The organism is Pseudomonas sp. ChxA, from assembly GCF_030263855.1.
Taxonomy (GTDB): domain Bacteria; phylum Pseudomonadota; class Gammaproteobacteria; order Pseudomonadales; family Pseudomonadaceae; genus Aquipseudomonas; species Aquipseudomonas fluorescens_CB.
This window is the reverse complement of record NZ_JARPMK010000002.1, coordinates 512,616-535,371: the sequence shown is the minus strand read 5'-3', so window position 1 is coordinate 535,371 and position 22,756 is coordinate 512,616. Positions and strand designations below refer to the sequence as shown.

Below are 22,756 nucleotides of genomic sequence, written 5' to 3'. Positions count from 1 at the left end.
GAGTGCGGAAATGGCCAAGGCTCCTGTCAGTTGCTCAGCGCTTGCACGCGAACCCGTGCGGTGCCGCTGCCCAGCATACCGAGTTGCTCAGCGGCTTTGCGGGAAACATCGATCAGGCGGCCACGGGTGTGCGGGCCACGATCATTGACGCGCAGCACGACGGATCTGTTGTTGTCGAGATTGGTCACCTTGACCCGTGTGCCGAAGGGCAGGCGCCGATGGGCGGCGGTCAGGGCGTTTTGGTTGAAGGGTTCACCGCTGGCGGTTCTATTGCCATGGTGCTTGGCGCCGTAATAGGAGGCGGTGCCGGTTTCGTCGTAGCCGTTGGGGTCGATGAGGCCGCTGGCGCAACCGGCCAGCAGAGAGAACAGGGCCAGGAGGCCGAGTAGACGCTTCATGTTGAGCAAACCCCCAATTTGAATGTGGGAGCTGGCTTGCCTGCGATGCAGGCACCTCGGTATTTCAGTTGCACCGAGGTGATGCTATCGCAGGCAAGCCAGCTCCCACATGAGGCCGAAGTGTTTATGGAATCCCACTCCGACCGTTCACCGCTGTCAGCCTTCGAGCTTGCTTTTGAGCAGTTCGTTCACCTGTTGCGGGTTGGCTTTGCCTTTGGAGGCTTTCATCGCCTGGCCGACAAAGAAGCCGAACATCTTGCCGCGTTTGGCTTCGTCTGCCGCACGGTATTGTTCAACCTGCTCGGCATTGGCGGCGAGCATCTCATCGAGTACGGCCGAAATAGCGCCGCTGTCGGTGACTTGCTTGAGGCCACGCTTCTCGATGATGTCGTCGGCGCTGCCTTCGCCTGCGGCCATCGCTTCAAACACGGTCTTGGCAATTTTGCCGGAGATGGTGTTGTCCTTGATGCGCAGCAGCATGCCGCCCAACTGCTCGGCGGTCACCGGGGCTTCGTCGATCTCCAGGCCCTGTTTGTTCAACAGGCTGCCCAGTTCAACCATTACCCAGTTGGCCGCCAGCTTGGCGTCGCCGGCAATGCTCACGACTTTTTCGAAGTAGTTGGCTTGCTCACGGCTGGAGGCCAATACGCTGGCATCGTAGACCGACAGGCCGAACTGTTCCTGGAAACGCTCGCGTTTTTGCGGCGGCAATTCCGGCAGGGTGGCACGCACGTCATTAAGGAACGAGTCCTCGATGATCACCGGCAGCAGGTCCGGGTCGGGGAAGTAACGGTAGTCGTTGGCTTCCTCTTTGCTGCGCATGGCGCGGGTTTCGTCTTTGTTCGGGTCGTACAGGCGCGTTTGCTGAATCACCTTGCCGCCGTCTTCGATTAATTCGATCTGGCGACGCACTTCGGTGTTGATCGCCTTCTCGATGAAGCGGAACGAGTTGACGTTCTTGATCTCGCAGCGTGTGCCGTACTCGGCCTGGCCTTTTGGCCGCACCGACACGTTGCAGTCGCAACGCAGCGAGCCTTCGGCCATGTTGCCGTCGCAGATACCCAGGTAACGCACCAGCGCGTGGATGGTCTTGACGTAGGCCACGGCTTCCTTGGCGCTGCGCATGTCCGGCTCAGAAACGATCTCCAGCAGCGGTGTGCCGGCACGATTCAGGTCGATGCCGGTGGCACCGTTGAATTCTTCATGCAGGCTCTTGCCGGCATCTTCTTCCAGGTGCGCACGGGTCACGCCGACACGTTTGATGGTGCCGTCTTCCAGCGGGATGTCCAGGTAGCCCTTGCCGACGATCGGCAATTCCATCTGGCTGATCTGGTAGCCTTTGGGCAGATCCGGGTAGAAGTAGTTTTTGCGCGCAAACACGTTGTGCTGGCCGATTTCGGCGTCAATCGCCAGGCCGAACATCACCGCCATGCGCACCGCTTCCTCGTTCAGCACCGGCAGTACGCCGGGCATGCCCAGGTCAACCAGGCTGGCCTGGGTGTTCGGCTCGGAACCGAATGTGGTGGCGCTACCGGAGAAAATCTTCGATTGGGTGGCGAGCTGGGTATGTATCTCCAGCCCGATCACAACTTCCCATTGCATAGTGTTCTCCTCAGAAGCCGGTAGGGGTGCGAGTGTGCCAGTCGGTGTTCAACTGGTACTGGTGCGCCACATTGAGCAGGCGGCCTTCCTGGAAATACGGGGCGAGCAATTGCACGCCGACCGGCAGGCCATCGACGAAACCTGCGGGCATGGACAAGCCCGGCAAGCCTGCGAGGTTGGCGGTGATGGTGTAGAGGTCTTCCAGGTACTCGGCGATCGGGTCGCCGGTCTTGGCGCCGATCTTCCAGGCCGGGTTTGGCGTGGTCGGGCCGAGGATCACGTCGACTTCTTCAAAGGCCGCCATGAAGTCGTTCTTGATCAGGCGGCGGATTTTTTGCGCCTTGAGGTAGTACGCGTCGTAGTAACCGGCGGACAGCGCGTAGGCACCGACCATGATCCGGCGTTGTACTTCGGCGCCGAAGCCTTCGCCACGGGAGCGTTTGTACAGGTCGGTAAGGTCTTTCGGGTTTTCGCAGCGATAGCCGAAACGCACGCCGTCGAAACGCGACAGGTTCGAGGAGGCTTCTGCCGGCGCGATCACGTAGTACGCAGGAATCGCGTGCTGGTTGTTCGGCAGGCTGATTTGCTTGATCACGGCGCCGAGCTTTTCCAGCTCTTTGATGCTGTTGTGCACCAGTTCGGCGATACGCGGGTCGAGACCGGCGCTGAAATACTCTTTCGGCACGCCGATACGCAGGCCTTTAAGCGAGGTATTAAGGCTGGCGCTGTAGTCCGGCACTGGCTCATCGATGCTGGTTGAGTCCTGTTTATCGAACCCGGCCATACCTTGTAACAATATTGCGCAGTCTTCCGCAGTGCGTGCCAGTGGGCCGCCCTGATCGAGGCTGGAGGCGTAGGCGATCATGCCCCAGCGGGAAACGCGACCGTAGGTCGGCTTCAAACCAGTGAGGTTAGTGAAAGCCGCAGGCTGGCGGATCGAGCCGCCGGTGTCGGTGGCCGTGGCCGCCGGCAGGAAACGCGCGGCAACAGCAGCAGCCGAGCCGCCGGAGGAACCGCCGGGTACGTGTTCCAGGTTCCACGGGTTTTTGACCGCGCCGTAGTAGCTCGACTCGTTGGCCGAACCCATGGCGAATTCGTCCATATTGGTCTTGCCCAGGGTCACGGCCCCGGCGGCAGCCAGCTTGGACACCACAGTGGCGTCGTAGGGCGCTTTAAAGTTGTCGAGCATCTTCGAGCCGCAGCTGGTGCGAATGCCCTGGGTGCAGAACAGGTCTTTGTGGGCGATCGGGGCGCCCAGCAGTGCGCCGTTTTCACCGTTGGCGCGACGTACGTCGGCGGCCTTGGCCTGGCTCAGGGCCAGCTCCTCGGTGAGGCTGATAAAGCTGTTGACCTTGGGGTCCAGCGCGGCGATACGCGCCAGCAGGGTCTGGGTCAGCTCTTCGGAAGAAAACTTTTTGTCGGCGAGACCGCGGGCGATCTCGGCCAGAGTCATGTGATGCATGAAAGGCTCTTTCCCTTTAGTCGATGACTTTCGGAACCAGGTACAGGCCGTTTTCGACCGCTGGCGCGATGGACTGGTAGGCCTCGCGATTATTTCGCTCGGTCACAACGTCTGCGCGCAGGCGCTGGCTGGCTTCCAGCGGGTGAGCCAGGGGCTCGATGCCGTCAGTATTCACGGCCTGCATTTGGTCGACCAGCCCGAGAATGCTGTTCAGGGCTGCGGTGGTCTGTGGAAGATCGGCGTCATTCAGGCCAAGCGAGGCCAGATGCGCGATTTTTTCCACGTCGGAGCGTTCAAGCGCCATGGGTTTCTCCAGTGGAAAACAGAACGGAGGGCATCCGTGTGTTAGATTGTCGGAACACTACCGCATTTCTACGGTCATAAGGCCGCGATTGTGGGGGTTGGTGCACAGAAAGTCGGCCAATTTAGCACATTGGCGCCTTGCCCAAAATCCCTGTCGTTGTTAGAGTTTGCCGCACTTTTTTACCCACGCGTTGCCTAGGGTCCTTTCCCCATGTTCAAGAAACTGCGTGGCATGTTTTCCAGCGATCTTTCCATTGACCTGGGCACTGCCAACACCCTTATTTACGTGCGCGAGCGCGGTATCGTTCTGAATGAGCCATCGGTTGTGGCCATTCGGACCCATGGTAATCAGAAAAGTGTCGTTGCCGTAGGCACCGAGGCCAAGCGCATGCTCGGCCGTACACCAGGCAATATTGCTGCCATTCGTCCGATGAAAGACGGCGTGATCGCCGACTTCAGCGTCTGCGAAAAGATGCTGCAGTACTTCATCAACAAAGTTCACGAAAACAGTTTTCTGCAGCCCAGCCCTCGTGTGCTGATCTGCGTTCCGTGCAAGTCCACCCAGGTGGAGCGTCGTGCCATCCGTGAATCGGCCCTTGGCGCCGGTGCCCGCGAAGTGTTCCTGATCGAAGAGCCTATGGCTGCCGCAATCGGCGCCGGCCTGCCGGTTGAGGAAGCGCGCGGTTCGATGGTGGTGGATATCGGTGGTGGTACTACCGAGATCGCCCTGATTTCCCTGAACGGTGTGGTGTATGCCGAATCCGTGCGTGTCGGCGGCGACCGTTTCGACGAAGCGATCATCACGTATGTGCGTCGTAACTACGGCAGCCTGATCGGCGAATCTACCGCTGAGCGCATCAAGCAGGAAATCGGCACCGCTTACCCAGGCGGCGAAGTTCGCGAAGTGGATGTTCGTGGTCGCAACCTGGCCGAAGGCGTTCCACGTGCCTTCACCCTGAACTCCAATGAAGTGCTGGAAGCTCTGCAAGAGTCTCTGGCCACCATCGTTCAGGCTGTGAAAAGCGCCCTGGAGCAATCGCCGCCGGAACTGGCTTCCGATATCGCCGAGCGTGGCCTGGTGCTGACCGGTGGTGGCGCCTTGCTGCGCGACCTCGACAAGCTGCTGGCCCAGGAAACCGGCCTGCCGGTGATCGTCGCCGAAGACCCGTTGACCTGCGTTGCCCGTGGCGGTGGTCGTGCACTGGAAATGATGGATAAACACACCATGGACCTGCTCTCCAGCGAATAAGATCGTTGGTTGCGCCATGCTTCGCTCGCAGGCAGCACTTTGCAGTGCTGCCTGTTGGCGTTTATCTTCTTCAATCTGCATCCAGGCCGGTTTGATGCCGTATGAATAAAGAGAACATTTGCCTGGGAGGAGCGGCTTATTAAACCGCTTTTCGCCAAAGGCCCCTCATTGGGCGTGCGCTTATTGGTGCTGGTCGTGCTTTCGGTCGCGCTGATGGTGGTCGATGCCCGCTTTGCACTGCTCAAGCCCGTGCGCAGCCAGATGTCGCTGGTGTTGATGCAGACTTACTGGATCACCGACCTGCCGCAACGTCTCTACCAGGGCGTGGCCAGCCAATTCGGCAGCCGCACTGAACTGGTCGCCGAGAACGAAAAACTCAAGACTGAAAATCTGCTGTTGCAGGGACGCATGCAAAAGCTGGCGGCCCTCACCGAGCAGAACGTTCGGCTGCGCGAGTTGCTCAATTCTTCGGCATTGGTCAACGAGAAGGTCGAAGTGGCCGAGTTGATCGGCATGGACCCCAACCCCTTTACCCACCGCATCATCATCAACAAGGGTGAGCGCGACGGTGTCGTGCTGGGCCAGCCGGTGCTTGATGCCCGTGGCCTGATGGGCCAGGTGGTCGAGCTTATGCCCTACACATCGCGGGTATTGTTGCTGACGGACACCACCCACAGCATTCCGGTACAGGTCAACCGTAACGGCCTGCGCGCGATTGCCAGCGGCACCGGTAACCCGGAGCGTCTGGAGTTGCGTCATGTTGCCGATACCGCCGATATCAAGGAAGGCGACCTGCTGGTCAGCTCCGGTTTGGGTCAGCGCTTCCCGGCGGGTTACCCGGTGGCGACGGTCAAGGAAGTGATCCACGATTCCGGCCAGCCGTTCGCGATCGTACGCGCCGTGCCGACCGCCGCCTTGAACCGCAGCCGCTACCTGTTGCTGGTATTCAGCGACAACCGCACCCCGGAAGAGCGCGCCAACGACGCCGCTCAAGCCCAGGAAGCGGAAGACAAGCAGAACGGTACAGCGCCAATCGTTCCAGCCACGGTGCCCAAGCCTGCTTTCGTGGGGCCGCCGGCTCCGGTGGCAACGCCAGCAGCGCCAGCAGCGCCAGTGGCAACGCCCGTCAAACCGGCGGCCCACAACGCCCGCCCGGCTAAACCCGCCGCAGCCAAACCGCCTGCGTCAACGCCCGCCGCCACGCCGGCCGCTCGGCCAGCGACCGCAGCCCCGGCAACCACGCGGCAGAGGGAGGAATAATGGCCGGTACTCATTCGCGTAATGGCTGGATCGTCTGGCTGACCTTCGCCATCGGTTTGCTGCTCAGCGTTTCGCCGCTGCCGCAATTCATGGAGATTCTGCGACCGCTCTGGCTGGCGTTGCTACTGGCTTTCTGGTCGCTGACCCTGCCGCATAAAGTCGGGATGGTCACGGCGATGTGCCTGGGCTTGGCGGAAGACGTGCTGTATGGCACCTTGCTGGGTCAGAACGCATTGATCCTCACGCTGATTACCTTTTTGGTGCTGTCGTTGCAGCAGCGTTTGCGCATGTTCCCGATGTGGCAACAATGCCTGGTGATCCTGGTGATCTTCGGCCTGGCGCAGTTGGTACAGTTGTGGCTCAGTGCCTTGACCGGCAACCGCCAACCAACCTTGGCGCTGGTGTTGCCGGCGTTGGTCAGCGCGCTGCTGTGGCCTTGGGTCAGTTTCGGTCTGCGTGGGTTACGTCGTCGCTATAAAATCAATTGAATGGATTGCGAGGCTCTGCCTGGTTATCGAACCCTACAGGGAGAGTCTGCAATGAATTCGCTTTACCTGGCCTCGGGCTCACCGAGGCGGCGTGAACTGCTGACCCAGATCGGTGTGCCTTTCACCGTGGTCAGCGCCGCCATTGATGAAACCCCTCTTACCAATGAACCCGCCGTTGCCTACGTCGAGCGCCTTGCGCGCGGCAAGGCCACGGCGGGTTTTGCTGCGCTTGCACGTTCCTCGGGTGCCTGTGTGTTGGGTGCCGATACGGCCGTGATCGTGGATGGCCAGATCCTGGGCAAACCCGTGGACCAGGCCGATGCCTTGGCGATGCTGATGGCGCTTTCCGGTCGTGAGCATGAAGTGCTCACCGCCATTGCCCTCACCGACGGCCAGCGCTGCGAAACCCGCTGTGTCAGCAGCCGTGTAGGTTTTCGCGCTATTTCTGTCGAGGAAGCTACAACCTACTGGCACAGTGGCGAACCTGCGGACAAGGCGGGCGGCTATGCTATCCAGGGGCTGGGTTCGGTGTTTGTCGCCGGGCTCAATGGCAGCTATTCCGCTGTGGTCGGCCTGCCGGTGTGCGAAACCGCGCAACTGCTCGGCCAATTCGGCATACCCTGTTGGCAAAACCTTACCGCGCGCTGAACGCCGTCTTCCAGCGCCCAGCCTTAAGCGATCGGTCACTATTGTGAAAACGCCTGAACGAGACCCAGCCATGAGTGAAGAGATTCTGATCAATATCACGCCGATGGAATCGCGCGTGGCGGTGGTAGAAAACGGTGTTCTGCAAGAAGTGCACGTCGAGCGCACCCAGAAGCGCGGGATCGTCGGCAATATCTATAAAGGCAAAGTGGTGCGCGTATTGCCGGGCATGCAGGCGGCTTTCGTCGACATCGGCCTGGACCGTGCCGCGTTTATCCACGCCTCGGAAATCTCCCTGCGTGAAGGCCCTGCGGTGGAAAGCATCAGCGCCCTGGTGCACGAAGGGCAGAGCCTGGTGGTACAAGTCACCAAGGACCCCATCGGTTCCAAAGGCGCGCGGCTGACCACGCAACTGTCGATTCCTTCGCGCTATCTGGTGTACATGCCGCGTACCGCGCATGTGGGTATTTCCCTCAAGATCGAAGACGAAGCCGAGCGCGAGCGCCTGAAAAAGGTGGTCAGCGACTGCGTAGCGGCCGAAGGCATCAAGGAAGCCGGCGGGTTTATTTTGCGTACCGCGGCAGAAGGCGCCGGTGCTGATGAAATCCTCATGGACATCCGCTACCTGCGCAGGCTGTGGGACCAGATCGGCGCACAGATCAAAACCATTGGTGCGCCGAGCGTCATCTATGAAGACCTCGGTCTGGCGTTGCGGACCTTGCGTGACCTGGTCAGCCCGAAGATCGAGAAAATTCGCATCGATTCGCGGGAAACTTTTCAGCGCACCACGCAATTTGTCGCCGAGCTGATGCCGGAAATTGCCGACCGTTTAGAGCATTACCCTGGTGAGCGGCCGATTTTCGACCTGTATGGTGTCGAGGATGAGATCCAGAAGGCCCTGGAGCGCAAAGTGCCGCTCAAGTCCGGCGGCTATCTGGTGGTCGATCCGGCCGAAGCCATGACCACCATCGACGTCAATACCGGCGCGTTCGTGGGCCATCGTAACCTCGAAGAAACCATCTTCAAGACCAACCTCGAAGCGGCCACCGCCATTGCTCGCCAGCTGCGACTGCGCAACCTGGGCGGCATCATCATTATCGACTTCATCGACATGGAAGACGAAGAGCACCAGCGCCAAGTGCTGCGCACCTTGGAGAAGCAACTGGAGCGCGACCACGCCAAGACCAATATTATCGGCATCACCGAGCTTGGCCTGGTGCAGATGACCCGCAAACGCACCCGCGAAAGCCTTGAACAAGTGCTGTGCGAACCGTGCAGCAGTTGCCAGGGACGCGGCAAACTGAAGACCCCGGAAACGGTTTGCTACGAGATTTTCCGCGAAATCTTACGGGAGGCACGTGCCTACCAGGCCGAAGGCTATAGAGTGCTTGCCAACCAGAAAGTAGTCGACCGATTGCTGGATGAAGAGTCCGGTAACGTCGCTGAGCTGGAGGGTTTTATCGGGCGCACCATTCGTTTCCAGGTCGAAACCATGTATTCCCAGGAACAATACGACGTGGTGCTGCTCTGATCCCCAATCGCTTTCTTTATTCGAGACCGGCAGGCATTGATCTGCCGTCCGCTAACTGCCTTGAGGGTCGCCTGACATGGAGCGTCTGACACGCTTTTTTGCCGCCTTGACCCGTTGGGGCCTGGGCCTGTGCGCCTTGCTGCTGGTATTGGCGGCGGTGTACGTGAGCCTGGGTCGTGAGTTGGTCCCATTGGTGGCGGAGTACCGCGCCGAAGTCGAAGCCAAGGCGCAAGCCGCGGTGGAGATGCCCCTGCAAATCGGCAGCCTCGAAGGACGCTGGAGCGGTTTCGCGCCGATATTAATGGCTCACGACGTGATGGTCGGCGAGGGCAACAGCGCCTTGCGCCTGGATCAGGTCGAAGTGGTGCCGGATATCTGGGCCAGTCTGATGGCCCGCGAAGTGCGTATCGCCCACCTCGAAGTCAGCGGCCTGCAGTTGAGTGTCAAGGAAGACCAGGACGGCCACTGGGCGCTGCAAGGTTTGCCGGTGCAGGACGACCAGCCGCTGGACCCACAGCAGTTGCTCACACGCATGCAGATGGTCAAGCGCGTGTCGTTGCTCGACAGCCAGGTGACGTTGCAGCCGTTCGACCAGGCGCCGTTGACCCTGACTTATGTGGGCCTGAGCCTGCACACCGGCAACACCCGCCAACGCCTGGATGCGCGCCTCACCCTGCCGGATGGCCAGCCCCTGGCCCTGAGCCTGCGCAGCCGTATTCGCGCCAGTGCGTGGAAAGAGGGTGAAGTCGAAGCCTACCTGAGCCTGCCCCAAAGTGACTGGGCCAAATGGATTCCCGCCAGGCTGACCCCGCAATGGAAACTCACTCAGTTCAAAGCCGGTGGCGAGTTCTGGCTCGATTGGGCCAAGGGTACTGTGCAAAGTGCCGTGGTACGTCTCAACTCACCGCAAGTAAAAGGCAGTTACGCCGACCGCAAACCTGTGCATATCGAAAACCTCGCCCTGACCGCCTACCTGCAACGCAGTGACAGTGGCCTTAAGGTGTTGCTCGATTCGCTGGCGATGAACATCGGCGATACCCGCTGGGAATCACACCTGCAATTGCAACAAAGCTTGGCGACCGACAAAGACCAGGAAACCTGGAAGCTTCAGGCTGACCGTCTTGACCTGACCCCTATCACGCCGCTGTTAAATGCCTTGGCGCCGTTGCCGGAAGGTTTTGCCAAGACCATCGAGCACCTGAAGGCCACGGGGGTGCTACGCAATGTGTTGGTGGATTTTCGTCCGCAGGACACCACCGACAAAAAAGTCAGCTTCGCCGCCAACCTTGAGCGCATCGGTTTTGACGCGTACTTCGGTGCGCCAGCCGCACGGAATGTATCCGGGAGCATCAGTGGCGATTTGGGCCAGGGCGAGTTGCGTATGGACAGCAAGGATTTTTCCCTGCACCTGTACCCGATCTTCGCCAAGCCCTGGCAGTACATCCAGGCCAACGCGCGCCTGACATGGAAGCTGGATAAAGAAGGCTTCACCCTGATTGCCCCGTACATCAAGGTACTGGGCGAAGAGGGCAAAGTGGCTGCCGACTTCTTGATTCGCCTGCATTTTGACCATGCCCAGGAAGACTACATGGACCTGCGGGTCGGTATGGTCGACGGCGATGGCCGTTTCACGCCCAAGTATTTGCCGGCCGTGTTGAGCCCGTCCCTGGATGAATGGCTGCGTACCGCAATTCTCAAGGGCGCAGTGGACCAAGGGTTCTTCCAGTACCAAGGCTCGCTCAACCATGACGCGCTGCCCGCTGCGCGCAACATCAGCCTGTTCTTCAAGGTGCATGACGCCGAACTGGCCTTCCAGCCGGGTTGGCCGCATGTGAGCAAGGTCAATGGCGAAGTGTTTGTCGAGGAGAGCGGCGTGCGCATCCTGGCCAGCAAGGGCCAATTGCTCGATACCAAGGTCAAGGACGTGTACGTCAATATTCCCCACGCACCGGCGGGTAAAGACAGCCACCTGCTGATCACTGGCGGGTTTGCGGGCGGCCTGGGCGATGGTTTGAAGATCCTTCAGGACGCGCCAATAGGCACGGGCTCGACCTTTGCCGGCTGGAAGGGCGATGGCGACCTGCAAGGCAATCTGGACCTGGACATTCCGCTGGTCAAAGGCACCGAGCCCAAGATCGTGGTGGACTTCAAGACCGATAAAGCCCGTCTGCAATTGGCGGAGCCGACCTTGGACCTGACACAGCTCAAGGGCGACTTCCGCTTCGATAGCAGTAAGGGCTTGAGTGGCCAGAACATCTCGGCCCAGGCATTCGATCGGCCAATCACCGCGCAAATTGTTGCCGATGGCAAGCCGGGCAACATCAGTACCCGCGTTACCGCCAAGGGCCAGGTCACGGTCAAGCGCTTGACCGATTGGTTAAAAATCAGCCAGCCGTTGCCGGTGTCCGGTGATATTCCGTACCAACTGCAGCTCACACTGGACGGTGCCGACAGCCAACTGATGGTCAGCTCCACTATGAAAGGCGTGGCGGTAGATTTGCCGGCGCCCTTCGGCATGCCCGCCAGCCAGGGCCGTGACAGCGTGTTCCGCATGACCTTGCAAGGCCCGGAGCGGCGTTACTGGTTCGATTATGGCGAGCTGGCGAGTTTCACCTTTGCCTCACCGCCGGACAAATTCAACGACGGGCGCGGGGAGTTGTTCCTGGGCGATGGCGATGCCGTGCTACCGGCCGCCAAAGGCTTGCGCATTCGCGGTGTGTTGTCGGAGCTGGACATCGATCCGTGGAAAAAACTCGCTAACCGCTACGCGGGTAACGACCCAGGCGGCAGCGCCAAGCAATTGCTCAGTGGCGCCGACTTTAAAGTGGGCAAGCTGACCGGGTTTGGCACCCAGCTTGATCAGGCCAACCTGCAGCTGGATCGCAAACCAACTGCCTGGGGCTTGCAGCTCGACAGCCAGCAGGTCAAGGGCACGGTAAACCTGCCGGACGCCAAGGGCGCGCCAATTGCGATCAACCTGCAATACGTGAAACTGCCGGCGGTGGACCCGACCGTGCAGGCCGACGAAAACGCACCGGACCCGTTGGCGGATATCGACCCCAAGGACATCCCTGCGCTGGATATCGCGATCAATCAGCTGTTCCAGGGCCCCGATCTGGTGGGCGCCTGGTCGCTGAAGATCCGCCCGACAGCCAAAGGCCTGGCCTTCAACAACCTCAACCTCGGCCTCAAGGGCATGCAGCTTAATGGCGCCGGTGGTTGGGAAGGCGCGCCAGGGGCCAGCAGCAGTTGGTACAAGGGCCGCCTGGACGGCAAGAACATCGCCGACGTGCTCAAGGGCTGGGGCTTTGCGCCGACGGTGACCAGCGAAGACTTCCACCTGGATGTGGATGGCCGTTGGCCGGGTTCGCCGGCGTGGGTGGGCCCCAAGCGATTCTCCGGCAGCCTCGATGCATCGTTCCGCAAAGGCCAGTTCGTGGAGGTGGAAGGTGGCGCCCAGGCCCTGCGGGTGTTTGGTTTGCTCAACTTCAATTCCATCGGTCGCCGGTTGCGCCTGGACTTCTCGGACCTGCTCGGTAAAGGCTTGAGTTATGACCGGGTCAAAGGCTTGCTGGCCGCCAGTGATGGGGTGTTCGTCACCCGTGAGCCCATCACCATGACCGGCCCTTCCACCAACCTGGAGCTCAATGGCACCCTGGACCTGGTGGCTGACCGTGTCGACGCCAAGCTGCTGGTCACGTTGCCGGTCACCAACAACCTGCCGATTGCCGCGCTGATTGTCGGCGCGCCGGCCATTGGTGGTGCGTTGTTCCTGATCGACAAGCTGATCGGTGACCGTGTTTCGCGTTTCGCCAGCGTGCAATACAAGGTGCAAGGCCCGTGGAAGGATCCAAAAATCACCTTCGACAAGCCATTTGAAAAGCCAAACTGAGAGCCTGTGGAGTAGCATGGCCGCATGCCTATTACGGAGTGTCGGCCCATGTCCTTTGCGGTAATTCAAATGGTCAGCCAGAGCGATGTGCTGGCCAACCTGGCCCAGGCCCGGCGCTTGCTGGAGCAGGCGGCAGCGGGCGGTGCAAAGCTTGCGGTACTGCCGGAGAATTTCGCGGCCATGGGGCGCCGCGATGTGGCCGATATCGGTCGCGCCGAAGCCTTGGGCGAAGGCCCGATCCTGCCATGGTTGAAACAGGCCGCCCGCGACCTCACCTTATGGATAGTGGCCGGCACTTTGCCGTTGCCGCCCAAAGACCAACCGCACGCCAAGTCCAACGCTTGCTCGCTATTGATCGATGATCAGGGCGAAATCGTTGCCCGTTACGACAAATTGCACCTGTTTGATGTTGATGTTGCAGATGCCAGGGGGCGTTATCGTGAATCCGACGACTATGCTTTCGGCAGCAATGTGGTGGTGGCGGACACGCCGGTGGGGCGCTTGGGCCTGACGGTGTGCTACGACCTGCGGTTTCCCGAGCTGTACAGCGAACTGCGTGCAGCGGGGGCGCAATTGATTACCGCGCCTTCGGCCTTTACGGCGGTGACCGGCGCTGCACATTGGGATGTGTTGATTCGAGCACGGGCCATCGAAACCCAATGCTACTTATTGGCCGCCGCTCAAGGCGGTGTACACCCGGGGCCACGGGAAACCTTTGGCCATGCAGCTATTGTCGACCCTTGGGGGCGTGTGCTGACACAACAGGATCAGGGCGAAGCGGTGTTGTTGGCCGAACGCGATAGCAGTGAACAGGCGTCGATACGGGCGCGCATGCCGGTGGTCAATCATCGGCGCTTTTTCTCGCAGGGCGCGCAGCGGCCTGCTTCAGAACGATGAATTTAAGGCCAAACCTATGAGCGAGTTGTTGTCCTCAGTCAGTGAACACCTCCTGGCACCCGGTGGAGTGACCATCGAAAGTTTGCAAACCGTGCTCGGTGATCTGGCCGGGCCGGGCATCGACGCGGCCGACCTGTATTTCCAGGGCCAGATTTCCGAGTCGTGGGCCCTCGAAGACGGCATCGTCAAGGAAGGCAGTTTCAACCTTGACCAAGGCGTAGGCGTGCGCGCGCAATCCGGTGAAAAGACCGGTTTTGCCTACAGCAACGCCATCACCCTTGAGGCCTTGGGCCTGGCGGCACGTGCGGCGCGCTCGATTTCCCGCGCTGGCCAGAACGGCACCGTGCAGGCCTTCAGCACTCAGGATGTAGCCCAGTTATACGCGCCGGATAACCCGCTGGAAGTGATCAGCCGCGCGGAAAAGGTTGATTTGCTCAAGCGTATCGACGCCGCCACTCGTGCACTCGACCCGCGTATTCAGCAGGTGACGGTGAGCATGGCCGGGGTGTGGGAGCGCATTCTGGTGGCGTCCACGGACGGCGGGCTGGCGGCGGATGTACGGCCACTGGTGCGTTTCAACGTGAGTGTCATTGTTGAACAGAACGGTCGCCGCGAGCGCGGTGGCCATGGCGGTGGCGGGCGTACCGACTACCGTTATTTCCTCACTGACGACCGCGCCATGGGTTATGCCCGTGAAGCGCTGCGTCAGGCGCTGGTCAACCTGGAAGCCATTCCAGCGCCGGCCGGTACTTTGCCGGTGGTGTTGGGCTCGGGCTGGTCCGGTGTGCTGCTGCACGAAGCCGTTGGCCATGGCCTGGAAGGTGACTTCAACCGCAAAGGCAGTTCGGCCTACAGCGGGCGCATGGGCGAGATGGTTGCGTCCAAGCTCTGCACCATCGTCGATGACGGCACCCTGGCCGGCCGGCGTGGCTCGCTGAGTGTCGACGACGAAGGCACGCCGACCGAATGCACCACGCTGATTGAAAACGGCGTGCTCAAGGGCTACATGCAAGACAAGCTCAACGCCCGCTTGATGGGGGTAGCACGTACCGGCAACGGCCGGCGCGAATCGTACGCGCATCTGCCGATGCCGCGCATGACCAACACCTACATGCTCGGTGGCGAAAGCGACCCTGCAGAAATCATTGCCTCGGTAAAACGCGGGATCTACTGCGCCAACCTCGGCGGCGGCCAGGTCGATATCACCAGCGGCAAGTTTGTGTTCTCCACCAGCGAAGCGTACCTGATCGAGGACGGCAAGATTACCGCGCCGGTCAAAGGGGCGACGTTGATTGGCAATGGGCCGGAAGCCATGAGCAAGGTGTCGATGGTCGGTAATGACCTGTCGCTGGACAGCGGCGTGGGCACCTGCGGTAAGGATGGGCAGTCGGTGCCGGTCGGCGTCGGTCAGCCAACCTTGAAAATCGATGCGATCACCGTGGGTGGCACGGGGTCGTAATGGCCGAAGCTTCGGGTGGCGAAGACCGCCACCCGGGGAAGAGGATCAACGCAGGCCGCGTTGAGTCTCGTCCAGCTCACGGATGTATTTGAAGATTTTACGGCTGGTGGCCGGCGCCTTGTTATGCGCCTGCTCGTGCTGGGCCTGACGGATCAGGGAGCGCAGTTGCTGGCGGTCCGCGTCCGGGTAGTCCAGCACGAATTTCTCCAGCACCGCGTCATCGCCCGAGATCAGGCGGTCACGCCAGCGCTCCAGGTTATGGAAGCGTTCGTTGTACTGGCGAGTGGAGGCATCGGTTTGATCGAGCAAGGCCAGAATGGCATCAGTGTCCTGATCGCGCATCAGCTTGCCGATAAACATGATGTGCCGTTTACGCGCGATATTCGCGGTGTGCTTGGGAGCATCCGCAAGCGCCCGGCGCATTTCGTCGGTCAGTGGCAATTTGGCAATCAAGTCTCTCTTGAGCGTTGTAAGGCGCTCGCCGAGGTCAACCAGCGCATGCAGCTCGCGTTTGACCTGGGTTTTGCTTTTCTCCCCATCGAGGGAGTCGTCGTAAGAATCAACCATGGTGGCAGTCCGCAAAGAAACGCCGCCATGATAACCAGTCGGGGGCCGCTTGTCCGGCCCGGTCGCTCGATGGCCTTAACCGAAAGCAGAATTTGAGTGGAGAAAACCATGAGTGCAGCCCAAAGCGTCGGTCCGCAAGCGTTACCGGCACTGCAGGAACAAGTCGAGCAGATCCTTGCCGAGGCCAAGCGCCAGGGGGCCAGCGCCTGTGAAGTAGCCGTGTCGCTGGAACAGGGGCTGTCGACGTCGGTGCGCCAGCGTGAAGTGGAAACCGTCGAGTTCAATCGCGACCAGGGTTTTGGTATCACGTTGTATGCCGGGCAGCGCAAAGGCTCGGCCAGTACTTCCGCCAGTGGGCCGGAAGCGATACGTGAAACCGTCGCAGCGGCGCTGGCGATTGCCAAGCACACCTCTGAGGACGAAAGCTCGGGCCTGGCCGACAAAGCGCTGATGGCCAAGGACTTGAAAGACTTCGATCTATTCCATGCCTGGGACATCACACCCGAGCAGGCGATCGAAAAGGCGCTGATCTGCGAAGCGGCGGCGTTCGATGCCGATGCCCGCATCAAGAACGCTGATGGCACCACGTTGAGCACTCATCAAGGCTGCCGTGTCTACGGTAACAGCCATGGTTTTATCGGTGGTTATGCCTCCACTCGCCATAGCTTGAGCTGCGTGATGATCGCCGAAGCCAATGGCCAGATGCAGCGCGATTACTGGTACGACGTGAGCCGCCAGGGCGAATTACTGGCCGATCCTGTCGGCATCGGCCAGCGCGCCGCACAACGTGCCGCCAGCCGCCTGGGCGCGCGCCCGGTTCCGACATGCGAAGTGCCGGTGCTGTTTTCGGCTGAGCTGGCTGGTGGTTTGTTCGGCAGTTTCCTGGGCGCGATTTCGGGCGGCAACCTGTACCGAAAATCCTCGTTCCTTGAGGGCGCGATTGGCCAGAAGCTGTTTCCTGAATGGCTGACCATCGATGAGCGCCCGCACTTGATGCGTGCCATGGGCAGTTCCGCATTCGATGGTGATGGCCTGGCCACCTATGCCAAACCGTTCGTCGAGAACGGCGAGTTGGTGTCTTACGTACTGGGCACTTACGCCGGTCGCAAGCTCGGCCTGCCAAGTACGGCGAATGCCGGTGGCGTGCACAACCTGTTCGTCACCCACGGCGACGAGGATCAGGCGGCGCTGTTGCGTCGTATGGGTCGCGGTCTGCTGGTCACCGAGCTGATGGGCAGTGGCCTGAATATGGTGACCGGTGATTACTCGCGCGGCGCGGCGGGTTTCTGGGTAGAAAATGGCGAGATTCAGTTCGCTGTCCAGGAAGTGACCATCGCCGGCAACATGCGCGATATGTTCAAGCAGATTGTCGCGGTGGGTAATGACCTGGAGCTGCGCAGCAATATTCGCACCGGGTCGGTGCTGATTGAGCGCATGACCGTCGCCGGCAGTTAACCGCGCGACGCTTTAAAAAAAGGCACGCCATCCTCGAGATGGCGTGCCTTTTTTTGTGGCTGCGATTTGCTACTCTTGTTTTGATTCTCAATATCATTTAATAATAAATATCATTACCGAGTGAGCGTGGATCATGAGTTCTGTCCTGCGTGAGGATCCGTACCTGGAAAGTTGGCGTTGGATGAGTCGTCAGATTCGCTGCGGTCTCGATCCCAATGAACCGCGCCTGATCGAACATTACCTCAATGAGGGACGATACCTGGCGTGCTGCACCGCGACCCATCCGTGGACGATCGCCGAAACGTCATTCCGCCTTTTGATCGACACCGCCAGCGACATCGCCTTGCCCTGGCATTGGCGATCCGTGTGCCTGGACCAGGCCTGGCGCCCACTGCGCGACCTGGAAAAACTTTCCCACTGTGCCTGCCGCCTCAAGCGCTGGCAGACCTTTGCCTGGCAATTGGCGACCTGCGAATTGCTGCCTTCCCTTTCTGTTTCTGACCTGGTGCAAGGATCTAACGATGAGTAACACCCGTATCGAACGCGACAGCATGGGCGAGCTGCAAGTGCCTGCCGAGGCCTTGTATGGCGCGCAGACCCAGCGCGCGGTGAACAATTTCCCGATCAGTCATCAACGTATGCCGGCGCAATTCATTCGCGCCCTTATCCTGGCCAAGGCCGCCGCCGCCAAGGTCAACGTCGACCTCAAGCAAATCAGCGAAGGGCAGGGCAAGGCCATCGTCGATGCAGCCCAAGGCTTGCTCGAAGGCGACTTCATGCCGCACTTCCCGGTGGATATTTTCCAGACCGGCTCCGGCACCAGCTCGAACATGAACGCGAACGAAGTGATTGCGACCCTGGCCAGCCGTTTGCTGGGCGAGCCGGTCAACCCCAATGACCACGTGAACTGCGGCCAGAGCAGCAACGACATCATTCCGACCACCATCCACGTCAGCGCGGCGTTGGTGCTGCATGAGCAAACGCTGCCGGCCTTGCTGCATTTGGTACAGGTCATCGAGCAAAAGGCCGAAGAAGTCCACCCGTTCATCAAGACCGGCCGCACGCACCTGATGGACGCCATGCCGGTGCGCATGAGCCAGGTGCTTAATGGCTGGGCGCAACAGCTCAAGGCCAATATCGGCCATTTGCAGGATTTGCTGCCGAGCTTGCAGGCGCTGGCACAGGGTGGCACGGCGGTTGGCACCGGCATCAATGCACACCCGGAATTTGCAGCACGTTTCAGTCAGCAGTTAAGCAGCCTGACCGGGGTGAAATTCACCCCGGGCAAAAACCTGTTCGCGTTGATTGGCTCCCAGGACACCGCCGTTGCCGTTTCCGGCCAGTTGAAAGCCACCGCGGTATCGCTGATGAAAATCGCCAACGACCTGCGCTGGATGAACTCCGGCCCGCTCGCAGGCTTGGGTGAAATCGAATTGGAAGGCTTGCAGCCAGGCTCCTCGATCATGCCGGGCAAGGTCAACCCAGTGATTCCGGAGGCCACCGCCATGGTTGCCGCCCAGGTCATCGGCAATGACACGGTGATCACGGTCGCAGGGCAGTCCGGCAACTTCGAGTTGAACGTGATGCTGCCGATCATCGCCCAGAACCTGCTCAGCAGCCTCGAACTGCTGGCCAACTCCAGCCACCTGCTGGCCGACAAGGCCATCGCCAGCTTCAAGGTCAACGAAGCCAAGCTTAAGGAAGCGCTGTCGCGCAATCCGATCCTGGTCACCGCACTCAACCCGATCATTGGTTACCAAAAGGCCGCTGAAATCGCCAAGAAGGCCTATCAGCAAGGCCGCCCGGTGATCGATGTCGCCCTCGAGCACACCGACTTGCCACGTAGTCAACTGGAGATCCTGCTGGACCCGGAAAAGCTCACAGCCGGCGGCGTGTAATCACCGACCCTGCTTTGGAGGCTCACCATGGAGCACTGGAAACGCACGATCGAACGGGCCAATCGCTGCTTTATGGCGGGCGAGTTGGTCGATGCTCGTGAGGCCTATTTGCAAGCCCTGGCCCTGGCGCAAGTGTTATTCGAGCGTTGGGCGGATGCCGACGAAGCAGTGGCGGCTTGCGTCATTTCCCATCACAACCTGGCGGACCTGCACCTGCGCCTCAACCAGCCGGAGGAAAGCGCGGAATACCTGTGCGCCATTCACCAACGGCTGTTGCAGACCATGCAGGACCCGCGTCTGAGCCCGCAATTGCGCGAGGCGGCGCTGCGTCAGAGCAGCAAGACCTATGTCGAACTGTTGAATTTCATCAGCGATCACGGCGAATACCCGCGTACCCATCGCCTGCTGGGCGGTACTGCGGCGCAACCGATCACTCCACACTACGGAGCACATTGATATGACCTACACCTTGCCTGCCTTGCCTTACGCCTACGATGCCCTGGAGCCGCATATCGACGCGCAAACCATGGAGATTCACTACACCAAGCACCACCAGACCTACATCAATAACCTGAATGCTGCGGTCGAAGGCACGGAGTTTGCGGGCTGGCCGGTAGAAAAGTTGGTGTCCAGCGTGCAGCAACTGCCGGAAAAGCTGCGTGCTGCCGTGATCAACCAAGGGGGTGGTCACGCTAACCACTCGCTGTTCTGGGCAGTGATGTCGCCAAAAGGCGGCGGCAAGCCTGAAGGCGCACTGGGCAAAGCCATCGACGAGCAACTGGGTGGCTTCGACAGTTTCAAAGAGGCCTTCACCAAGGCCGCCTTGACCCGCTTCGGCAGTGGCTGGGCCTGGCTGAGCGTCACCCCGCAAAAGACGCTGGTGGTGGAAAGCAGTGGCAATCAGGACAGCCCGTTGATGAGCGGCAACACGCCAATACTGGGCCTGGACGTGTGGGAGCACGCCTATTACCTGCTGTATCAGAACCGTCGCCCGGAATACATCAACGCCTTTTATAGCGTGATCAACTGGCCGGAAGTCGCCGCACGCTACCAGGCCGCCCTGGCCTGATATTCAACCTATAACAAGATCTAAGGCCGACTATGGGCACTGAAACACTGGCGATCAGCAGCGGGCGAATGTTTCGTTATGCGTTTGGCTCGCTGTTGCTGTTGGCAGGGACTGCATTGCTGGTGGCCCATGGGCTGGCCTGGCTAAACCTTGAGCCGCGTATCCTGCGCGCCTTGCAGGGCGGCGCTATCTGCGCGCTCGGCACGGCACTGGGCGCGGTGCCCGTGCTGGTCATACGCCGCATGCCGGTAGCGCTGAGCGATACATTGCTGGGCTTTGGTGCCGGGGTAATGCTGGCGGCGACAGCGTTTTCGCTGATCGTGCCCGGTATTACGGCCGCTGAAGGCCTGGGGCTTTCGCCTTGGGGTGCCAGTGGGTTGATCAGCTTCGGCATTATGTTCGGCGCATTCGGGTTGTACCTGGTGGACCGCAAGGTTTCCGGCGCGAGCCCGGAAATGCTGGTGGGCACGCCGGATAAACCGGTGATTGCGCCGCGTATCTGGCTGTTTGTCTTCGCCATCATTGCCCACAACATTCCGGAAGGCATGGCGGTGGGCGTTTCCGCCGGTGGCGGCATGCCGGACGCCGACAGCCTGGCCATGGGCATTGCCTTGCAGGATGTGCCGGAAGGTTTGGTGATTGCACTGGTGCTGGCTGGGGCGGGCATGTCGCGGGTCAAGGCGTTCTTGATCGGCGCCGCGTCAGGCTTGGTCGAGCCGGTGTTTGCCGTGCTGTGTGCGTGGTTGGTGAGCCTGGCTGAGGTTCTATTGCCGCTGGGGCTCGCGCTGGCGGCGGGGGCGATGTTGTTGGTGGTGACTCACGAAGTGATCCCGGAATCGCGCCGCAATGGTCATGAAAAGCTTGCCAGCCTGGGGCTGTGCATCGGGTTTTGCTTGATGATGGTGATGGATACTGCATTAGGGTGAGGCCATTGCAGCCTCACACCTGTCTCAAAGGGTGGGTTTACTCACCCTCGTCAAAGTAGTTATTGATCAACTTAACCAGGGCGTCCATCGCTTCCTGCTCTTGTTCGCCTTCCGTCTTCAAGTGAATCTTGGTGCCCTTGCCCGCAGCCAGCATCATCATGGCCATGATGCTTTTGCCGTCGACCATCGACTCTGGTGTGCGCCCGGCGCGGATCTGGCACGGGAACTGCCCAGCAACCCCAACGAATTTAGCCGAGGCGCGGGCGTGCAGGCCCAGCTTGTTGATGATTTCAATTTCCAGAGCGGGCATCGCGGGGGTGTTCCTTTCAGCTAAGGTCGCGGTGGCGAACCTGGACGTTCTTGAGGGTTTGTTGCAGCACCTGGCCCAAGCGTTCGGTCAGGTAGACGGAGCGATGGTGGCCGCCGGTGCAGCCGATGGCAATGGTGACATAAGCCCGATTACTTGCGGCAAAGCGCGGTAACCATTTGAGCAGGTAGCTGGAGATGTCCTGGAACATTTCCTCGACATCCGGTTGCGCAGCCAGGTACTCGACCACCGGCTGGTCCAAGCCAGACTGATCACGCAGTTCAGGTTTCCAGTAAGGGTTGGGCAGGCAGCGCACGTCGAACACCAGGTCGGCATCCACCGGCATCCCACGCTTGAACCCAAACGACTCAACCAGAAAGGCCGTGCCGGGTTCCGGCTGGTTCAGCAGGCGCAGCTTGATCGCATCGCGCAACTGATACAGGTTCAAGCCGGTGGTGTTGATCTTGAGGTCAGCGAGGTCAATGATCGGCCCCAGCAGCGTGGTCTCGTCCTCGATGGCTTCGGCCAGGGAGCGATGCGGGCTGCTGAGGGGGTGGCGTCGACGGGTTTCGGAGAAGCGCTTGAGCAGCGTCTCCTCGTCGGCATCCAGGTACAGCACATCGCAATGAATATGCTTGGCGCGAACTTCCTCAAGCAGCTGGGGGAAGCGCTCAAGGTGGCTGGGCAGGTTGCGGGCGTCGATCGAGACGGCCACCAGTGGCTGCGCCAGTTCAGTGTGGATCAGGGCGCGTTCGGCCAATTCCGGCAGCAGGCCTGCCGGCAGGTTGTCGATGCAGTAGAAACCGTTGTCCTCAAGGACGTTGAGGGCGGTGCTTTTACCCGAGCCTGAGCGGCCGCTGACGATGATCAAACGCATGGTTACTGCCCGCTTTGCTCATCGAGTACAACCTGATAAAGCGCCTCGTTGCTGCTGGCGCTGCGCAGTTTGTCGCGTACGTCCTTGCGGTCGAGCATGCTGGCTATCTGCCGAAGCAGTTCCAGGTGCGCATCGGTGGCGGCTTGCGGGACCAGCAGTACGAACAGCAGGTCAACCGGGGCGCCGTCGATGGCGTCGAAATCGATTTTCTCCTGCAGGTGCAATAGCGCACTGACGGGAGACGTGCAGCCTTCAAGGCGGCAGTGAGGAATGGCGATGCCGTTGCCAAAACCGGTGGAGCCCAGTTTTTCACGGTCAATCAGGGCCTTGAACACGACTTGCTCATCCAGCTCAGGCACTTCACGGCTGATCAGGTTGGCGATGTGTTCGAGGGCTTTCTTCTTACTGCCGCCCGGCGCGTTCACGAGGGAACGGCCGGGGGTCAGGATGGTTTCAAGTTGGATCATGGGG

At 60.4% G+C, this 22,756-nt stretch carries 22 protein-coding genes; 14 read left to right on the top strand and 8 right to left on the bottom strand.

Annotated elements, in window-relative coordinates; translation table 11 throughout:
* Positions 1 to 26: 26 nt before the first annotated feature.
* The 4 genes from P5706_RS28150 to gatC all read right to left on the bottom strand — a co-directional run bounded on the left by P5706_RS28150 (position 27) and on the right by gatC (position 3,766).
* Positions 27 to 398, bottom strand: a complete 372-nt coding sequence (locus P5706_RS28150) for a septal ring lytic transglycosylase RlpA family protein (RefSeq protein ID WP_200430793.1) — start codon at positions 396 to 398, stop codon at positions 27 to 29.
* A 156-nt stretch (positions 399 to 554) separates the two neighbouring features.
* Positions 555 to 2,000 carry an Asp-tRNA(Asn)/Glu-tRNA(Gln) amidotransferase subunit GatB gene (gene gatB, locus P5706_RS28145; protein ID WP_285683436.1) on the bottom strand — a complete coding sequence of 482 codons (1,446 nt, stop codon included), beginning with the start codon at positions 1,998 to 2,000 and terminating at the stop codon, positions 555 to 557.
* 10 nt (positions 2,001 to 2,010) lie between these two features.
* Positions 2,011 to 3,462, bottom strand: a complete 1,452-nt coding sequence (gatA, locus tag P5706_RS28140; protein ID WP_138816842.1) for an Asp-tRNA(Asn)/Glu-tRNA(Gln) amidotransferase subunit GatA — start codon at positions 3,460 to 3,462, stop codon at positions 2,011 to 2,013.
* A 16-nt stretch (positions 3,463 to 3,478) separates the two neighbouring features.
* Positions 3,479 to 3,766, bottom strand: coding sequence for an Asp-tRNA(Asn)/Glu-tRNA(Gln) amidotransferase subunit GatC (gatC, locus tag P5706_RS28135; RefSeq protein ID WP_003188556.1), 288 nt, complete (start codon positions 3,764 to 3,766; stop codon positions 3,479 to 3,481).
* A gap of 210 nt (positions 3,767 to 3,976) precedes the next feature.
* Here gatC and mreB point away from each other — a divergent pair, with 210 nt between their 5' ends.
* The 8 genes from mreB (at position 3,977) to tldD (ending at position 15,186) form a co-directional block, all read left to right on the top strand.
* Entirely contained in the window at positions 3,977 to 5,014 is a 1,038-nt protein-coding gene (mreB, locus tag P5706_RS28130; protein WP_002555108.1) for a rod shape-determining protein MreB, read from the top strand.
* Between the two features lie 138 nt (positions 5,015 to 5,152).
* Positions 5,153 to 6,274, top strand: coding sequence for a rod shape-determining protein MreC (gene mreC / locus P5706_RS28125; RefSeq protein ID WP_285684912.1), 1,122 nt, complete (start codon positions 5,153 to 5,155; stop codon positions 6,272 to 6,274).
* On the top strand, positions 6,274 to 6,762 hold the full coding sequence (gene mreD, locus P5706_RS28120; protein ID WP_017138250.1) for a rod shape-determining protein MreD: 489 nt from the start codon (positions 6,274 to 6,276) through the stop codon (positions 6,760 to 6,762). The genes mreC and mreD overlap by 1 nt, the downstream gene beginning before the upstream one ends.
* Positions 6,763 to 6,813: 51 nt before the next feature.
* Positions 6,814 to 7,410: a Maf family protein gene (locus tag P5706_RS28115; RefSeq protein WP_285683430.1), complete on the top strand. Its 597-nt coding sequence runs from the start codon at positions 6,814 to 6,816 to the stop codon at positions 7,408 to 7,410.
* 70 nt (positions 7,411 to 7,480) lie between these two features.
* A complete protein-coding gene (rng, locus tag P5706_RS28110; RefSeq protein WP_010213134.1) occupies positions 7,481 to 8,938 on the top strand; it encodes a ribonuclease G in 1,458 nt (485 codons plus the stop codon).
* A gap of 76 nt (positions 8,939 to 9,014) precedes the next feature.
* Positions 9,015 to 12,830 carry a YhdP family protein gene (locus P5706_RS28105; RefSeq protein WP_285683428.1) on the top strand — a complete coding sequence of 1,272 codons (3,816 nt, stop codon included), beginning with the start codon at positions 9,015 to 9,017 and terminating at the stop codon, positions 12,828 to 12,830.
* Between the two features lie 48 nt (positions 12,831 to 12,878).
* Complete coding sequence (locus P5706_RS28100) at positions 12,879 to 13,727, top strand: carbon-nitrogen hydrolase family protein (protein WP_285683426.1); 849 nt, start codon at positions 12,879 to 12,881, stop codon at positions 13,725 to 13,727.
* Positions 13,728 to 13,743: 16 nt separating this feature from the next.
* Entirely contained in the window at positions 13,744 to 15,186 is a 1,443-nt protein-coding gene (tldD, locus tag P5706_RS28095) for a metalloprotease TldD (protein WP_056859033.1), read from the top strand.
* 45 nt (positions 15,187 to 15,231) lie between these two features.
* Here tldD and yjgA read toward each other — a convergent pair whose 3' ends face one another.
* Positions 15,232 to 15,753, bottom strand: coding sequence for a ribosome biogenesis factor YjgA (yjgA, locus tag P5706_RS28090; protein ID WP_285683423.1), 522 nt, complete (start codon positions 15,751 to 15,753; stop codon positions 15,232 to 15,234).
* Positions 15,754 to 15,861: 108 nt separating this feature from the next.
* On the opposite strand from yjgA, the gene pmbA reads away from it, so the two are divergent.
* The 6 genes from pmbA to P5706_RS28060 all read left to right on the top strand — a co-directional run bounded on the left by pmbA (position 15,862) and on the right by P5706_RS28060 (position 21,101).
* Complete coding sequence (pmbA, locus tag P5706_RS28085) at positions 15,862 to 17,208, top strand: metalloprotease PmbA (protein WP_200430798.1); 1,347 nt, start codon at positions 15,862 to 15,864, stop codon at positions 17,206 to 17,208.
* Positions 17,209 to 17,341: 133 nt separating this feature from the next.
* Positions 17,342 to 17,737, top strand: coding sequence for a FagA protein (locus P5706_RS28080; RefSeq protein WP_285683420.1), 396 nt, complete (start codon positions 17,342 to 17,344; stop codon positions 17,735 to 17,737).
* The gene (locus P5706_RS28075; RefSeq protein ID WP_285683418.1) at positions 17,730 to 19,106 is read left to right on the top strand and encodes a class II fumarate hydratase; all 1,377 of its coding nucleotides are present in this window, start codon (positions 17,730 to 17,732) and stop codon (positions 19,104 to 19,106) included. Before P5706_RS28080 ends, P5706_RS28075 begins: the two co-directional genes overlap by 8 nt.
* A gap of 27 nt (positions 19,107 to 19,133) precedes the next feature.
* Positions 19,134 to 19,562, top strand: a complete 429-nt coding sequence (locus tag P5706_RS28070) for a DUF2753 family protein (RefSeq protein ID WP_200430801.1) — start codon at positions 19,134 to 19,136, stop codon at positions 19,560 to 19,562.
* A gap of 1 nt (position 19,563) precedes the next feature.
* The gene (locus tag P5706_RS28065; protein ID WP_058419317.1) at positions 19,564 to 20,175 is read left to right on the top strand and encodes a superoxide dismutase; all 612 of its coding nucleotides are present in this window, start codon (positions 19,564 to 19,566) and stop codon (positions 20,173 to 20,175) included.
* Positions 20,176 to 20,207: 32 nt separating this feature from the next.
* The gene (locus P5706_RS28060) at positions 20,208 to 21,101 is read left to right on the top strand and encodes a ZIP family metal transporter (protein WP_285683412.1); all 894 of its coding nucleotides are present in this window, start codon (positions 20,208 to 20,210) and stop codon (positions 21,099 to 21,101) included.
* 37 nt (positions 21,102 to 21,138) lie between these two features.
* On the opposite strand, the gene P5706_RS28055 is transcribed toward P5706_RS28060, so the two are convergent.
* From P5706_RS28055 to ptsN, 3 genes are read right to left on the bottom strand one after another with little or no spacing between them, the layout of a single operon-like run.
* Positions 21,139 to 21,411 carry an HPr family phosphocarrier protein gene (locus tag P5706_RS28055; RefSeq protein WP_017138240.1) on the bottom strand — a complete coding sequence of 91 codons (273 nt, stop codon included), beginning with the start codon at positions 21,409 to 21,411 and terminating at the stop codon, positions 21,139 to 21,141.
* A gap of 16 nt (positions 21,412 to 21,427) precedes the next feature.
* Positions 21,428 to 22,285, bottom strand: coding sequence for an RNase adapter RapZ (gene rapZ / locus P5706_RS28050; protein ID WP_065930279.1), 858 nt, complete (start codon positions 22,283 to 22,285; stop codon positions 21,428 to 21,430).
* A gap of 2 nt (positions 22,286 to 22,287) precedes the next feature.
* Positions 22,288 to 22,752, bottom strand: a complete 465-nt coding sequence (ptsN, locus tag P5706_RS28045; RefSeq protein WP_200430804.1) for a PTS IIA-like nitrogen regulatory protein PtsN — start codon at positions 22,750 to 22,752, stop codon at positions 22,288 to 22,290.
* Positions 22,753 to 22,756: the final 4 nt, after the last annotated feature.

Coding starts and splice junctions, on each gene's coding strand:
- P5706_RS28150 (WP_200430793.1), bottom strand. CDS start 398: ATGAAGCGTCTACTCGGCCTCCTGGCCCTGTTCTCTCTGCTGGCCGGT.
- gatB (WP_285683436.1), bottom strand. CDS start 2,000: ATGCAATGGGAAGTTGTGATCGGGCTGGAGATACATACCCAGCTCGCC.
- gatA (WP_138816842.1), bottom strand. CDS start 3,462: ATGCATCACATGACTCTGGCCGAGATCGCCCGCGGTCTCGCCGACAAA.
- gatC (WP_003188556.1), bottom strand. CDS start 3,766: ATGGCGCTTGAACGCTCCGACGTGGAAAAAATCGCGCATCTGGCCTCG.
- mreB (WP_002555108.1), top strand. CDS start 3,977: ATGTTCAAGAAACTGCGTGGCATGTTTTCCAGCGATCTTTCCATTGAC.
- mreD (WP_017138250.1), top strand. CDS start 6,274: ATGGCCGGTACTCATTCGCGTAATGGCTGGATCGTCTGGCTGACCTTC.
- P5706_RS28115 (WP_285683430.1), top strand. CDS start 6,814: ATGAATTCGCTTTACCTGGCCTCGGGCTCACCGAGGCGGCGTGAACTG.
- rng (WP_010213134.1), top strand. CDS start 7,481: ATGAGTGAAGAGATTCTGATCAATATCACGCCGATGGAATCGCGCGTG.
- P5706_RS28105 (WP_285683428.1), top strand. CDS start 9,015: ATGGAGCGTCTGACACGCTTTTTTGCCGCCTTGACCCGTTGGGGCCTG.
- P5706_RS28100 (WP_285683426.1), top strand. CDS start 12,879: ATGTCCTTTGCGGTAATTCAAATGGTCAGCCAGAGCGATGTGCTGGCC.
- tldD (WP_056859033.1), top strand. CDS start 13,744: ATGAGCGAGTTGTTGTCCTCAGTCAGTGAACACCTCCTGGCACCCGGT.
- yjgA (WP_285683423.1), bottom strand. CDS start 15,753: ATGGTTGATTCTTACGACGACTCCCTCGATGGGGAGAAAAGCAAAACC.
- pmbA (WP_200430798.1), top strand. CDS start 15,862: ATGAGTGCAGCCCAAAGCGTCGGTCCGCAAGCGTTACCGGCACTGCAG.
- P5706_RS28080 (WP_285683420.1), top strand. CDS start 17,342: ATGAGTTCTGTCCTGCGTGAGGATCCGTACCTGGAAAGTTGGCGTTGG.
- P5706_RS28075 (WP_285683418.1), top strand. CDS start 17,730: ATGAGTAACACCCGTATCGAACGCGACAGCATGGGCGAGCTGCAAGTG.
- P5706_RS28070 (WP_200430801.1), top strand. CDS start 19,134: ATGGAGCACTGGAAACGCACGATCGAACGGGCCAATCGCTGCTTTATG.
- P5706_RS28065 (WP_058419317.1), top strand. CDS start 19,564: ATGACCTACACCTTGCCTGCCTTGCCTTACGCCTACGATGCCCTGGAG.
- P5706_RS28060 (WP_285683412.1), top strand. CDS start 20,208: ATGGGCACTGAAACACTGGCGATCAGCAGCGGGCGAATGTTTCGTTAT.
- P5706_RS28055 (WP_017138240.1), bottom strand. CDS start 21,411: ATGCCCGCTCTGGAAATTGAAATCATCAACAAGCTGGGCCTGCACGCC.
- rapZ (WP_065930279.1), bottom strand. CDS start 22,285: ATGCGTTTGATCATCGTCAGCGGCCGCTCAGGCTCGGGTAAAAGCACC.
- ptsN (WP_200430804.1), bottom strand. CDS start 22,752: ATGATCCAACTTGAAACCATCCTGACCCCCGGCCGTTCCCTCGTGAAC.